The sequence below is a fragment of the Mesorhizobium sp. M7A.F.Ca.MR.362.00.0.0 genome (assembly GCF_004023175.1).
GTDB lineage: Bacteria > Pseudomonadota > Alphaproteobacteria > Rhizobiales > Rhizobiaceae > Mesorhizobium.
In genome coordinates this window covers 1-14,446 of record NZ_RZTF01000017.1, presented here as the reverse complement: position 1 = coordinate 14,446, position 14,446 = coordinate 1, and the positions used below count along the sequence as shown (strand labels likewise).

At 59.4% G+C, this 14,446-nt stretch carries 12 protein-coding genes and 1 pseudogene; 10 read left to right on the top strand and 3 right to left on the bottom strand.

The window, feature by feature from the left end:
• Both EOC06_RS41680 and recQ read left to right on the top strand, forming a co-directional pair.
• A pseudogene (locus tag EOC06_RS41680) lies at positions 1-271 on the top strand (sulfotransferase); the annotation flags it as partial.
• On the top strand, positions 271-2,112 hold the full coding sequence (recQ, locus tag EOC06_RS04480) for a DNA helicase RecQ (RefSeq protein WP_128307182.1): 1,842 nt from the start codon (positions 271-273) through the stop codon (positions 2,110-2,112). The pseudogene EOC06_RS41680 and the gene recQ, both read left to right, overlap by 1 nt.
• A 277-nt stretch (positions 2,113-2,389) precedes the next feature.
• Here recQ and EOC06_RS04475 read toward each other — a convergent pair whose 3' ends face one another.
• Positions 2,390-3,286 (bottom strand): LysR family transcriptional regulator, encoded by an 897-nt coding sequence (locus EOC06_RS04475; RefSeq protein ID WP_128307181.1) that lies wholly within the window; start codon positions 3,284-3,286, stop codon positions 2,390-2,392.
• A 276-nt stretch (positions 3,287-3,562) separates the two neighbouring features.
• Here EOC06_RS04475 and EOC06_RS04470 point away from each other — a divergent pair, with 276 nt between their 5' ends.
• Both EOC06_RS04470 and EOC06_RS04465 read left to right on the top strand, forming a co-directional pair.
• Entirely contained in the window at positions 3,563-4,297 is a 735-nt protein-coding gene (locus tag EOC06_RS04470) for an SDR family NAD(P)-dependent oxidoreductase (RefSeq protein WP_127320812.1), read from the top strand.
• Positions 4,298-4,371: 74 nt separating this feature from the next.
• Positions 4,372-4,971: an NADPH-dependent F420 reductase gene (locus EOC06_RS04465; protein ID WP_128307180.1), complete on the top strand. Its 600-nt coding sequence runs from the start codon at positions 4,372-4,374 to the stop codon at positions 4,969-4,971.
• Between the two features lie 96 nt (positions 4,972-5,067).
• Here the strand turns inward: EOC06_RS04465 and EOC06_RS04460 are convergent, their stop codons facing one another.
• Positions 5,068-5,361: a hypothetical protein gene (locus EOC06_RS04460; RefSeq protein ID WP_164898460.1), complete on the bottom strand. Its 294-nt coding sequence runs from the start codon at positions 5,359-5,361 to the stop codon at positions 5,068-5,070.
• Positions 5,362-5,698: 337 nt separating this feature from the next.
• Positions 5,699-7,780, bottom strand: coding sequence for a sensor histidine kinase (locus tag EOC06_RS04455; protein ID WP_128307179.1), 2,082 nt, complete (start codon positions 7,778-7,780; stop codon positions 5,699-5,701).
• A 43-nt stretch (positions 7,781-7,823) separates the two neighbouring features.
• On the opposite strand from EOC06_RS04455, the gene EOC06_RS04450 reads away from it, so the two are divergent.
• The 6 genes from EOC06_RS04450 (at position 7,824) to EOC06_RS04425 (ending at position 13,401) form a co-directional block, all read left to right on the top strand.
• The gene (locus EOC06_RS04450; RefSeq protein WP_236382927.1) at positions 7,824-8,501 is read left to right on the top strand and encodes a response regulator transcription factor; all 678 of its coding nucleotides are present in this window, start codon (positions 7,824-7,826) and stop codon (positions 8,499-8,501) included.
• A 282-nt stretch (positions 8,502-8,783) separates the two neighbouring features.
• Entirely contained in the window at positions 8,784-10,283 is a 1,500-nt protein-coding gene (locus tag EOC06_RS41675) for a collagen-like protein (protein ID WP_128307178.1), read from the top strand.
• A gap of 41 nt (positions 10,284-10,324) precedes the next feature.
• Positions 10,325-11,170 (top strand): DUF6065 family protein, encoded by an 846-nt coding sequence (locus EOC06_RS04440; RefSeq protein ID WP_306462323.1) that lies wholly within the window; start codon positions 10,325-10,327, stop codon positions 11,168-11,170.
• The gene (locus tag EOC06_RS04435; RefSeq protein WP_127328597.1) at positions 11,151-11,885 is read left to right on the top strand and encodes a L,D-transpeptidase; all 735 of its coding nucleotides are present in this window, start codon (positions 11,151-11,153) and stop codon (positions 11,883-11,885) included. The genes EOC06_RS04440 and EOC06_RS04435 overlap by 20 nt, the downstream gene beginning before the upstream one ends.
• A gap of 425 nt (positions 11,886-12,310) precedes the next feature.
• Complete coding sequence (locus EOC06_RS04430) at positions 12,311-12,727, top strand: hypothetical protein (protein WP_245268594.1); 417 nt, start codon at positions 12,311-12,313, stop codon at positions 12,725-12,727.
• Between the two features lie 71 nt (positions 12,728-12,798).
• Positions 12,799-13,401, top strand: a complete 603-nt coding sequence (locus tag EOC06_RS04425) for a DUF3011 domain-containing protein (protein ID WP_127328595.1) — start codon at positions 12,799-12,801, stop codon at positions 13,399-13,401.
• Positions 13,402-14,446: the final 1,045 nt, after the last annotated feature.

Here is a 14,446-nt window from a genome sequence, read left to right as displayed (position 1 = left end):
CTCTTTTGTCCGCTACGAAGACATGATCGGCGCGCCCGATGCGCAGCAGGACAGAATCGCGCAATCGTTCGGACTGACACCGCGCATTCGTTTCAGCGAGGATCCGGACAATCCGATCCGGGTGGCTTCGTTGAGAAAATGGGAACGGAATGAAGAATTCAGGACCTATCTCGGCGGTCTGCCCCCGGCATTTCTCGTCGGCGTCCGGCGTTTCTGCGCCGAGTTCGGCTATGACATGCCAATAAGCACGCCGACCGTGGACGCGCGGTAATGCGGGCACCGGCGGCCGTCGCGACAGAAGAGCGAGATCCCAAGCGGCGCGTGCTGAAGGACGTGTTCGGCTTCGATGATTTTCGCCCCGGCCAGGCCGATGTCATGGACGCGCTGCTGGCCGGGCGGCATGTCCTGGCCGTCATGCCGACGGGTGCGGGCAAATCGCTCTGCTACCAGGTCCCGGCACTTGTCCTGGGCGGGCTCACCATTGTCGTTTCGCCGTTGGTGGCGCTGATGCAGGATCAGGTCGCCGCCTTGCGGCTTGCCGGCGTGGCTGCCGATACGATCAATTCCTCGATCGACCGCGATGCCAATATCGCCGCATGGCGTCGCGTCGCCTCGGGCCAGACGCGCCTGCTCTATCTCGCGCCGGAGCGGCTGATGACCGAGCGGATGCTCGAGGCGCTGGCCAAGCTCGATGTCAGCCTGATCGCCGTTGACGAGGCGCATTGCATCTCGCAATGGGGGCCGGCGTTCCGGCGCGAATACGAGGATTTGTCGCGGCTGCGCGGCATCTTCCCCAACGTGCCGATCATCGCGCTGACGGCAACGGCGGACGAAGGCACGCGCACCGATATCGAAGCCCGGCTGTTTGCCGAGCGCGTCGAGACCCTGGTGCTGGGCTTCGACCGGCCGAACATCAAGCTTGCCATCGAGGCCAAGCAGGACAGCAAGCGGCAATTGCTGCGCTTCGTCGAGCGCCATCCCGGCCGCAGCGGCATCGTCTACTGCCTGTCGCGCAAGAAGACGGAGGAGATGGCGGCCTTCCTCGAGAAGAACGGCGTCACCGCGCTCGCTTATCATGCCGGCATGAGCAAGGAGGCGCGTGACGCTAACCAGAACAGCTTCATGACCCTGTCCGGCGTCGTCATGGTGGCGACCATCGCTTTCGGCATGGGCATCGACAAGCCTGACGTCGCCTATGTCTTCCACACCGACATGCCGGGCAGCCTGGAGGCCTACTACCAGGAGATCGGCCGCGCCGGCCGCGATGGGCGGGACGCCGAGGCACATATGCTGTTCGGCCTTGGCGATATCCGCATGCGCCGGATGTTCATCGACGATGAAGATGCGCCGGCCGAGCACAAGAGGCGCTCACATGGCCGGCTCGACATGCTGATCGGCTATTGCGAGACGGCGCAGTGCCGCCGCCAGGTGCTGCTCGGCTATTTCGGCGAGGACGCGCAGCCTTGCGGCAATTGCGACACCTGCCTCGATCAGGCGCCGCGCGCCGATGGCGGAGCGGAGGCGCGGATCATCCTGGCAGCCATCGCGCAGAGCGGCGAACGCTTCGGTGCCGGCCATGTCATCGACATCCTGCTCGGCCATGAAACCGAGAAGGTGCTTGCCAGGAACCAGCAGAGGCTCACGAGTTTCGGCAGCGGTCTGGCGCACAAGAAGGATTTCTGGCTGTCGCTGATCCGGCAGCTCGTCGCCGGCGGGTTCCTGATGCCGGATCCGGCCGGTCATGGCGGCCTCGCCATCGCCGAAAAAGGCCATGCGCTTGGCCGTGGCGAGATGCCGTTCCATTATCGCGTCGAGGTGCGCAGCCGCGCCTTGCGCGGCAAGACGCGCTCCGGGCAGGATTTCGGGCAATCGGATGTGGACACCGGGCTGCTGGCCGCGCTGAAGACCTTGCGACTGCGGCTCGCCAAGGAGCGTCAGGTGCCGGCCTATGTGGTGTTTTCCGATCGCACCCTGATCGACATGGCCGAGCGCCGCCCGCACGACCTCGACGCCTTCGCTGAAGTGAATGGGGTTGGGGCGGCAAAGCTGAAGGAGTTCGGCCAGGTTTTTCTGAGTGCGATTGCCGAGCATCAATCCGATGGCTCGGCCTGAGGTCAGATCAGCGACTGGTCACGCGCTCTGAAGCATAGGGATCTTCGGAGAAGGCATCCGTTCCGAGAGCTTCTGTTCCGTCGCCGCCCATTCCTACATCGCCTATGCCCCCGCCGAGACCGATCAGTTCAATGTTCTCTGGCCGGCCAGTCGACAGATCAGGTTTAGACCGAGGCGTTCATCGACTTCATGGCTGAGCATCTGCAACCGCAATAGGTGCCGCTGTCCGCTTGCCGGCGCCTGTCCACCGCAAGCGTCGCAGGCGACCCGCCGGGCGTCAGTCGCGCGATATAGATAGTCCCGTGAGAAGCGGAGCGTAGGCGCCGAGCCTGCGGGATATGAACTCCGTGAAGAGCCGCACGCGCTTCGTCTTGCGTGTCTCCCCCTGTGTGAGAAGCCAGAGCGTTCCGTACATGTGCAGGTCGGTGCCTGGCACCCTCACCAGCAGGGGGTCGGCATCTCCGACGAAGCACGGCAGTGTCGTGATCCCGAGACCTTGCCGTACGGCAACGATCTGCGCCTCGGCGTCCGTGGTCCTGAATGGAACCCCCGTGGTGCGAACCTCACCCGCGCTGGCCCATTCCGGAATCCCATGAGCGCTTATGACGATCCACCGGATGGGATCAGGCGCGCCCGCACGCCACGCGGCCAGGCGATCGCGGGACATGTAGACGCCGCCGAACACCTCCGCTCCCTTCAGGCCGTGAAGATTGAGCGGCAGGGTTTTGCGGTCGTAGACGACGCGGATCGCCACGTCGGCCTCTCGGTTGGTCAGATTTGCCAGTTCGCCGGACGACAAGATTTCCATCTCGATGTCCGGGTGCAGACGCGCGAAGTCGGCGAAGTCCGGCATGAGCAGGTGTGTCACGAGGGGCGGTGCCAGCGTCACCCGCAGAAGCCCGCGCACGCTCTGGTCGCGCCCGAAGACGCGCGTCTCCAGCTGGTGAGACGACGCTTCCATCTGGTTCGCGAGCTCGAGGACCTCCTCGCCCGCAGCCGTCAGGCGGTAGCCCGAAGGCAGCTTTTCGAACATTTGCGCCCCGAGGCGTTCCTCAAGCTGTGCGATGCGTCGCAGCACGGTCGAGTGATTCACCCCGAGCTGCGCGCCGGCAGCCCGCACCGAGCCTCCGCGTGCGACGGCTAGAAAGTAGCGAATGTCATCCCAGTCGATCATGGTGCAATCCGGCACCGCGCGGTGCGCCTTCCAAAGCCCGTATCTAGCACATCCTACAGCGGTAGGGGCGGACATCATAGCTTATGTCGACAGGGGCGGCGCAATTCCGAATGGCGGACACGGATCGTCGCGGCGGGCGTCAGCCCTGAAAGCGGATCGATTTTGCACCACCGATGTGCGCGCTTCCGCACTCACCACCTGACCCCGACGGGCCCATCTAGAGGTCCTCGGGGCGTACCCCGAACGAGCAAAGACAGAAGCTGGAAGGATTGAGTCATGGGAAAACTGGACGGTAAGGTTGCGGTTATTACGGGTGGCGCCACCGGCATCGGCCGCGCCGCAGCGAAGCGCTTCATCGAGGAGGGCGCCTTCGTCTTCATCTTCGGCCGCCGGCAGGACGCGCTAGACGCCGCTGTGGCCGAACTCGGGCCCAATGCCCGCGCGGTGAAGGGCTCGGTCTCGGATGAGGCCGACCTCGATCGGCTCTATGCGGCGGTGAAGGCCGAGCGCGGAACCCTCGACATCATCTTCGCCAACGCCGGGGTGGGAAGCCTGCTTCCGCTCGGCAAGCTCACCGCCGAGCACATTGACGAAACCTTCAACACCAATGTGAAGGGTACGATCTTCACGGTCCAGAAGGCGCTGCCGCTGATGGGCGAGGGCGGTTCGATTATCCTGACCGGATCGAGCGCCGGCACCACGGGCGCGCCCGCATTCAGCGTCTATAGCGCGAGCAAGGCGGCCGTGCGCAACCTCGCGCGGACCTGGGCGGAAGACTTGAAAGGCACCGGCATCCGGGTAAACGTGCTGTCGCCCGGGCCGACGGCGACCGAACTCGCGAAGGCAGCGATAGGCGAGGAGGGCTTGAAGGTCTTCGCCTCGATGAATCCGCTTCAGCGGATGGCCGATCCAGCGGAGATCGGGGCGGCGGCTGCGTTTCTCGCGTCGCCCGACAGCAGCTTCATGACCGCCAGCGAGGTCGCCGTCGACGGGGGCTTGGCGCAAATCTGACCCGCTACGCCCCGCCGTTCATTCCATTCGATATCCCGAGCCCGCAGGGCCTGGTAAACTGAAGGAGAATATACATGAGCTATGCAATTATCGGCTTCGGCAAGATCGGCCAGGCTCTTGCCAAGGCGTTTGCCCGCAACGGCATCGAAGTGTCCGTGGCAACCACGCGCGACCCGGAAAGCTTTGCATCAGCCGCGGCCGCGATCGGACCCACGATCATCCCGAAAACGCTGGCGGACGCGGTCAAGGCGGACATCATCTTTTTGGCTGTCCGCTTTGAATCGAACCCAGATGTCGCGAAGGCGCTGTCAAGCTGGGAAGGCAAGACGATCATCGACGCGACGAACGTGTTTCCAGTCCCCGAAGAACTGGACGGTCTGCCGTCCTCCGCCTTCGTCGCAAAGGCGTTCACCGGCGCCAAGCTCGTCAAAGGCTTCAATCACCTGATTGCGGCCACCCTGGCTGCCGATCCGATCGTCGAGGGCGGCCACCGGGTCGTCTTTCTTTCGAGCGACGACGAGGACGCGATCGCTCCCGTGGCGGCCTTGGCCAAACAACTCGGGTTCGCACCGGTCAAGCTGGGGAAGCTCAACGAGGGCGGCGCACTGGTGCACGCACGCGGCCGCACTTGGGGCCAGCTGATCTTCCAGGATCTGTTCAAGAAGGAGCAATAACGGATTTACCGTGCGCCGTCAGAGTGGCCGGTGTTTCGACGCCGGCCACATCGTCAGCATCGAGCCGAGCGCGCAAAGCGACGCGCTTGAAAGCGGCTACATCTGCCTGGGATCCTTCGGCCGACAGGTGCCTGCCGCCCATGAATCGTAGTTGCAATAGCTGATGTCCCAGCCGGCATCGCGTCTTTTGGAAGTTACCTCACGACCGCCCGCGCGGATGGGTCCGAAGCCACCCCAACTGCCATCCGAGCCCTTGTAATTTCCCATGACGCGATAATTGCAGTTGTTTACGACGAAGTTGCCGTCCATCGACACGCATGCCGATGCGACAGTGGAAAGACTGAAGAAGGCCGTGCCGGCGACTGTGATGGCGAGAGAGGCTTTGCGCATAGTGGTCTCCTAACTGGCTGGGCGAACCAACCATTACGAGATCTTGGGCCGGGCCTCTTCCCCCATTTGGGCTAAACCGGCTGGCAAATTCACAGCGGCTGGCTGCGCTTGCGGACAGCCATGTGCGGAGATGCCGAATGGACTCGCCCCTCGCCCAAGCTTTACGGCCTCCGCGAAGGCCAGACTGTCCCGGCTCGGGCGGCTCTTCCGCCGCCTCTCTACCAGACCCGCAAGGTTTACCGGAGGTTAACGGTAAACAATGAGCGGCCGCAACTGTGTCTCTTTCCGGCCATTTCTTCAGTCCTGGTTCGGCCCAAAAGCCATACGTCAGGGAGGGTCACTTTTCAGGGGCAGGCCAGTTCCCCTCGACGGGCAGTGAGAGGCGGAATGTCGACCCGTTGATGTCGCTGGCGGCCAGTATGAGACCGCCGCCGTGCTGCCGGGCGATCTCGCGTGAAATGTAGAGCCCTAAACCGGAGCCGTTTACCAATTGGCCCGCGGCGCGATAGTACCTCATGAATATGAACTCGTGGTCGTCGGGCGCTACGCCAGAGCCCTGATCCACCACGTGTACAAATGCCACGCCCTGCTCAGTCGACAGCCGGATCGTCACAGAGCTGGTCACCGATGAGTATTTCAGGGCGTTCTGGATCAGATTTTGTATTACAATCTCCAGCAGGTTGCGGTCACCTTTCACAATCACTTCGTCGCCGTGAGTGAAGCTAACACGTCCGGCCGCAGCATCATCCAACCCCGCTTCGGCGGCGTGCAAAACCTCATTCAGGTCGAACATCTTGATCGTGGGAAGAGTTTTCTGCCCACCATTGAGCCGGTCGAAGGCTAGGACGTTTTCAATCAGCGATGACATCCTTTTGACGGTCTGGCGGATCCTTGTGGTGCGCAACTTGATATTGTCGGCGCTTTCACCTGCAGAAGATGACAGATTGTCGGCGGCGGCAGAGATGACGGCCAAGGGGCCGCGAAACTCATGAGATACCAAGGCCACAAAGTCCCGCTGCTGAGCCAGAGCATCGTTGGCGGTGTCCAGAGCCTGCCTGAGCTTGAGTTCAAGCTGGTGACGTCGATCCACTTCCACCTTGAGCGAGGCGTTTCTTTCCCCAAGCTCTGCGGTCCTTTCGCGCACCTTGACAATCAGCTCCTGCTCGGCCAACCGCGACACTGCGATGACGCGATCCTTCTCCTCGCTCAAGCTGCGCTCGGCAAGCCGCGTTCTCTTCGCGACGGCTGCGCTGAGCAACGCCAGGTGAATCACGGTCCCGCCGGCCAAGAATCTGGACAAAGAGCCGTCCAGCTGGAACGGGTTGGCCCCAGTATACATCACCTGCATCACCAGCAGGACAGAGATTACGCCCAAAAATGCAATCGCCGACAGTAGGTATTGATACCGTCGCCGCACAATGAGCAGATAGAGCACTAGCAGCGAAATGAAGATGAGAGACAGCTGCTGCAGTCGCGATACGAAAAACCCGACGTCGCCGTAGTGTCCCGCAATCGCAAAAGCCAAGGCGATGCCATTGAGCAGTACAACACCCTGGGAGACGCGCCACGCCCAGATAAAATGACGGTGAAACTCAAATAGTCTAGACAAAAATAACATCATGACTATACTGTATAAGCAAACGATAATACCCCAAATTAGGTGTATGTTTTTCGGCTCTAGGGACCTCAGAACTTCGGATGCATATCCCATGTGGAAGAGACTTATCAGCCCAGACTCTATGATAACTGCGATGTATAGAAGATATAAAGAATCCCTGAGCCATACGGCATACAGAAAATTGGTGAAGACCATGACGAAAATAGCGCCAGCCACCATGCCCATGATCCAATCGTCGAATCGGCGGTACTCTTCATAGCCTTGAATCTGCCAAAGATTCAGCGAAGTGGTGATCGAGGTCGACGATTGGAGTCGGATGTAATAATCGGTTCGAGTGGACGGCACGGAGATCGGGAAGACGGCCGGATATGCGTCGGCGTCTGCTCCATCCCCTAGGTTGAGTTGGCCAGGGGGCAAGACCGAATAACCTCCCGCCCCGTCAGAGACATACAGCGTGATGTGTTCGATCAAGGGCCGTTCTACCTGCAGCAGCCATTGCCTTGGAGCCGTTGAGGCAGACAGGGAGAACCGGGCCCAGATTGCGCCCTTTTGGTAGCCCCGCGTGAGCATCGAAGGGATGGGTTCGAACTGGATGTTGGAGCGCTTGGAAACGATATCGTTGATCGTGAGCGCGCCGGTGGGATCATGAAAGATTGCGAGGTGACCGCTGAGTGAAACCGGAGCCTTGAGGCCGTCCGTCGGTTTCAGCGGAAGCGCCCATAACGTTTGCGGCACAAGACACACAAACAATATAGACAATGCGGCGAATAAATGAAATCGAATGCTATCAGATTGCTGCATGGGGTCCGTAGATGGTCGGAGAAGGCTACAAGCGGGCGATCTCGTGATCGCCCCCCTTGTTTATCTTGTTGATGACGACAGGGATTTCCGCGAGGAGATGGTCTTCGGACTATCCAGATTGGGCCTGAACGTACATGGATTCCACAACGCTGCCGCCCTCTACCGAGCCTGCGCCGCCAAGCCGGCTGAAATCGTCATTCTCGACATTGGCCTGGAGGGCGAAGACGGCCTTTCCATAGCTTCCCATTTGCGGGCCTTGCAATCGGTCGGGATCGTCATGGCGACGGCCCGGAGTTCCATCGACGACCGGCTCAATGGTCTTGAAGCGGGCGCTGACGCTTACCTCGTCAAACCCATTGATGTTCGGGAGCTTGCTGCCACGGTGATGACGCTCAATGAACGTCTCAACAGGCGCCGCGCCCCTTCGTCTCCGGCCCCACGATGGACCCTGGAGGAAGGCTGCTGGGTGCTTACCGACGGCATGGGCCATCGCCTTCGCTTGACCACCTCGGAACGGCACTTTTTGGAACGCTTGTTCAGTGAGCGCGGCAAGACCGTCGATCGCCGCGCGCTCGTCGAAGCCATGGGCGCAGACATCTATGACTTCAACTATGCCCACCTGGACACCATCGTGAGCCGGCTGCGTCGAAGAGCCAAGAAATCCGACATGCTTCTCCCCTTGCACGCAATTCGAGGGTCAGGCTTCGCCTTCACCGATTAGAATGATCGTGCGGACCCTGTCCAGAGAGAAGATTGCCGATCTCATCAATTTGGGAGAGGACAGGGAGGAATTCGAGGAGCATCCTCAAACGACTGACAGTAAGTGTAATGATATGACAGTTACTGCGATTGTGAGGAATCACGAGATTAATTACTTCAAGGAAAGGATTGGATAAATCCGCATTCGTTAGATAGTTCGCATTCTATGCGCAATCGAACAGAAATGTGTCGTGCGCGTGGCGAGGTAGATAACGAGGGCGGCGGTGCGCAGAAGGGGTGCGGGATGCGGCAGCATAAGAGAGTTTTATTTGCCAGTTGTTCTATTCTAACGTTCGCATCCATCTATGTCGGGATTACCCCCGCGCTAGCGGGGGCGCCAAGCAACGAACAACTCTATCAGATGATTTTGGACCTGCAGCGAAATCAGAAGCAGATGGCGCGCAAACTTGAGGCCGCCTACGCCGAGACTGCCCAGGTTAAAGGAGAACTGGCCACCCTGAGGGGTTCGGTGGCCCAGAGTCGCGAGATGGCTGCGCTATCCTCGGTTGAGAGGCGCATGTACCTGTCAAGTCCGCAATCCGACACTCGTGCCGTTGCTGCGCCCAACGTGCGTGTCGGATTCGGCGCGGGAACCAATGGTCACGACCCGTATGCCTTTACCGACGGTTCCGTGGCGCTCCCGCTCGGTGAAAAATACGGCTTCCAGGTCGATGCGATTGGTGGCGTGACGCCAAACAGTAACTTCACAGGTGCCGCCGCGCATCTATTCCGCCGTGATCCGAAAGTTGGGGCGCTGGGTCTGTATGGAAGCTACCTTCATGGCGGAGGTGGTTACGATGATGGTGGAGTTCTTGAAAACGGCTATGTCGAAGGCAAGCTCGGCGTTGAAGGCCAGTACTATCTGGGCCGGGCCACGCTTGAGGGACTTGCCGGTATAGAATGGAACTCACTTGAAGAGGACGTCAGCCCGTTCGCCGAAGGCAGGGTCGGGTACTATCCTACGGATAACTTCAAGGTTAATGGCGGCCTGCGTCATCGCGACGCCTTTGGTGGTAGAACGCAACTTGTCGGCGGCGCCGAGTACCTGACCGAGTTCGGAAGCGGGATAGCGACTTCTATCTACAGTGATTTCAGCTTCGATCTGACGAACAGCGACGTCTCCTCAAGCGGCGATTTTTCTGCGATGGCCGGTTTGAGATTCCACTTCGGCACCAATGGCGATCGAAGCGCCCCGAAGACAGTTTTCTGCAAGGATCCGGACCAGAATTTCGAGTGCGCGGTCACGGACGGTCAGAACGATTATTATGCCGACAAGCCAGGTCGTTCCTTGATTCAGCGTGATCGTGGCGACTTCCTTCCATCGCACATCGTAAAAGACGTTGGCAACTTGCCGACGCCTTCCACCAATGTTTGGGGACAGCCGGGGGCGCCTGGCGCACCCGGCGAGGCAGGTACGCCTGGAGTGCCCGGCGCGGGGGGGGCTGCTGGACCCGCTGGGCCTGTCGGACTGCCCGGATCGGACGGGACACCTGGAGCGCCCGGCGATACCGGCGCGTCTGGACCTCCCGGCGCGCCCGGCGCGGAGGGACCTGGCGGACCTGCTGGGCCTGTCGGACAGCCCGGAAAGGATGGGCTACCTGGAGCGCCCGGCGATGCCGGCGCGTCTGGACCTCCCGGCGCGCCCGGCGCGGAGGGACCCACTGGGCCTGCCGGACCTGCTGGACCTGCCGGACCGGAGGGGCCTGTGGGACCGGAGGGACCTACCGGACCGGCAGGCCCATAGTACCCCCTTCTGTCCTGGTCATGCCGCTACGGTTTGGCGGCATGATCAGCAACTTAGAATCGAATCGTTTGAGGATAGCGGAGAGTATGACCGGCCCGCGTCTTGACTGTATGATCCAGGCTCCGAACCCGCCTGAGCTTGTCGCCGCGGAGGGGACGCGAGATTGGATGGATGCGACCGACCAGCATTTCGCCTACCGCTGCACGCCGCTTTCAATCGCCAATGCCAGCGGATGGGAATTGTTGAACCCCATAAATGTGACTGTTACTTGGAACGGATACAACACCACAAAAGACATCGCCTTCCATGTAAACGAACCGAACGTCACGCACCGATTCATCAGCTCGACCTTCGGGCACGGCATAGTAACGTTTCATCCGGGTTACGTGTTTCGCACCGAGCCGGGCTGGATGGTGTGGGCTCGCGGCTCCCCCAACCGGATGAAGGACGGAATCGCGCCCCTGGACGGCTTGGTGGAAACCAACTGGCTGCCGTTCAGTTTCACCATGAATTGGCGCTTCACCCGCCCTGGGTCTGTCACTTTTGCCAAGGGCGAGCCTTTCTGTTTCATCACCATGATGCCAAGTGTCGCTATCGAGCAGGTGCAGCCGGTCATTCGTCCGATGGAGGACGATCCTGAGTTCCATAAAGAACATAAGGTTTGGAATAGCGAACGTCGACGGTTTTCGGCCGGGCTGCAGATGAACGACGAGCTTACCAAGGAGATGAAGTGGCAGAAGCACTATCTGCAGGGTGTTTCGCCGACGGGGAAATCGGTCGCGGATGACACTCACCGAGTAAAGCGAACTCTGAAGCGGCCGATCCACATCGACCAGTTGCGGGCCCAGGAAAAAGATTCGCCAGTAGATGAAGCTAGCCAAGAGTAAGCGGCCTGTGCGCATTCCTCCAGTTGGATCGCTAGCATTTGGCCGTTCGATTAACGGGTCGGTTTCGAGCAGAGACGAAAGACCGGAATGCATCCGCCAGTTCGTGCGGTCGGGCTTTGTATTGGCGCTGGCGGCGCTCCTTGTCGGTTGCCTGGCGGATGGAAAAGGTAGCCCGAATACGGCTACAGAGTTAGTTCGCGTGAAAGCCGCTTACGCGAGGGAGCCGCATGAGGTCTTCATCGTCGATCGCAGCAAGTTTGACCAACGCTTTCTGCCTGTCGATGTGACGCCCCCGGAACGCTTGCCTGCCGGTACGGTGTTGATCGATACACGGCAGAGGTTCCTCTATCTATACCGCCTCAATGGGACGGCGCGGCGCTATGGTATCGCCGTCGGGGCTAGCGGTTACAGTTGGTCGGGCATTGCCAGCGTAGGGCGCAAAGCGGAGTGGCCCGCATGGCATCCGACTGACGACATGCGTAACCAGTCGCCCGACCTGCCGCGCATGATCAGGCCCGGCACGCACAATCCGCTCGGCGCGCGAGCTCTCTATCTGTACAAGAACGGCGTGGATACGCTTTATCGTATCCACGGCACCTCAGAGCCCTGGACCATAGGAACTGAAGCGTCCTCAGGGTGCATTCGCATGCTCAACGAGGATGTGATCGAACTCTACAGTCTGGTGCCGAAGGGAGCAAAGGTCATCGTGAAGTGAAGCGAACAGGCACAGGCCAACGCTTGCTGTCGGATGCCGTTGGACCATACCCACGCCGGTGGCACAGGTGACGGCAGATTTCTACTTCTATCCATATTGCGTCATAGAGGGAGAATTTAAGACATAGGCGTCGCTGCTCGTATCGATAGCACTCGCGAATAAGGTTTTGGATACCTTAACCGTCATCTCTGTCCGTCATAATCGACGTTTAGGTATTCTTTTTTACACCTTTTGCGTGTACTTAAATAAAAAAATTCAATGGACGCGTCTATATGTCAGTTCACGTCAGTGACGGCATGCCGTTCGTCTTCCCGTTCGCCGTCGGCATCAGTCAGGGCGCGAACGTCCGAAGGACAAATCCAGGCTGATGGGTTGGCAATTGAACGCACCGAGTGAAAGGACCTATGATGAGGCACTCTCTATTCATGCTGGTTTCCGCCGCGCTATTGAGTACCGCCGTTGCGGGTCCAGCGGCAGCGCAGACCGCCGCTGAAACAAACCAGACCCTTGACGCGCTGTTCGGCAGTCACACAACCTATCAGCAGTTCTTCGACAAGCTGCAGAAGGCTGTCAGTGCCGGTGACAAGCAGACCGTCGCGTCGATGATCGATTATCCCTTCCGCGCCCGGATCGGCGGCAAGGCGATCAAGATAAACGACGCCGCGCATTTCGTGACGGATTACGACAAGATCGTTACCGCCAAGGTCAAACAGACCGTCCTCAAGCAGACCTATCCGACGCTGTTCGCCAATTGGCAAGGCGTCTCAATCGGTGATGGCGAGGTCTGGTTCTCCGGCGTCGGAGACGGCAACACCATCAAGATCACCGCGATCAACGACTGACACCTGGCGGAAGAAATTCCATTTTCGATGATACCGACGCAACCGATCGTTGACCACTCCGGAGGGTTCGCATGCTACGTTACCTGTTCATTGCTTTGCTCGCGCTCGGCTCATCGTGGATGATCTCTGATGCCCGCGCACAATCGACCGTCGAATGCCAATCGAGGCACTATCAGTATGGCGAATGCTGGGCGGGCCCGCTGAGCAAGCCGCAACTCATTCATCAGACTTCCGGAAGTCCTTGTATTTTGAACCGGACCTGGGGCTACAATCCACGCAGCAAATATATTTGGGTCGCGCAAGGCTGCTCCGGAATTTTCGCCGATGTCGGCGGCTACCACCATGGACGTGGCGACAGCTTTGATCCCAATGCCCGCATGTATGACCATCGCGGTCATGACGTCGGCGCGGTGGTTGGCGGAGCTATTCTCGGCGCTCTGATCGAGGGGATGGCGGACGATCATCACAATCGACGGCACACGACGAGTAACTACCGCTCCGATAGCAGCTACAATGGTTGTCATGGCATCGGATGCAAAGTCGACAATCCGGACCAGGCAATCGATACCCGACCGCAATTTGACAGGCAGGGAGAGCCAAACTTTGATGTGCATGGCAACTACCAAGGATGCCATGGTGCAGGCTGCCTTGTCGACAATCCTGACGCGGAGTGAATTGAAGGACGAAGGAAGCCGGTCACGATTGTCAAAGCGGGGCTCTTAAATCTTTCCCGCAGCATCAATCTTGATCTTCATCCTGGCATCACCACGGCAGACTTCGTTCACCTGCTTCTTGGTTTCTCCTCGAAGCGGTGGAGGCAGCCGAACATGTTCTCTATCTCCTCCTCCATCGTGGCGGCGGCCGAGACGATAAGATCGAGGTTCTTATGCCGTCGATCCATGGGGGCTTGTGCGGAAGCCTCTTTGTACCAAGAATGTACCAAAAGAGAGCCGCTATCCAGAAAAATCGTTGCGAATCAGTCTGTTACGGGAAATTTATGGCGGAGAGGGAGGGATTCCCTTTCACCTCTATGATACTGAAAATACTAGTCTTTTCGCGCTTTTTGTTACACAGTTTGTTACACAGCTACAACTACGATTTATAACCGCTCTAAGCTCGCAGCTTTTGGGCTCGCCTGCCCAATCCATCCGATCTGTCGAAACCGATGGCTTGTAGGACACTCCCGCGTGTGTACGTTGGGGCTTGGGTCAGAAGGTGACCCACAGCAAAGACGGGAGCGCCGCAGCGCAAAAGATCTCATCGGTCAAGGAACAGATAGTGAAGTAGCCTGTGACAATCGGCGCCAGCATCACCTCCAAAGCCGACCAGGAAAAACCCGCAAAAAACGTCGCCCTCAGATACCCCGTCGGCAATGAATATGGGACCGAAGTTGCGCGGCAGATCGGGCGTTAGATGCCTTCATGACATCTGAACCTGAGCAGGCTCCTACGCCGCGAGCCGGCACATTTCCGAACGGAGTTTCGTCCGGCTGCGCAAAAAGGTGCCCTGTCGAGACTTACTTGTTGGCCAAATGGCTTAGCAGGGACGAACTCGTGAAGAGATTGATAATGCAACACTATCAGTCGTTGTGCTGATCCGACAGGCTGTGCGTTTTGGCACGAAAATCATGGCGAAAAGCGCACCGGCACTTTACTCTCCAAATTATGATTCGCCTCGATCCCGCGACCGCCAGCTCCTCTGCGCCGCCCTCCGTTCCCG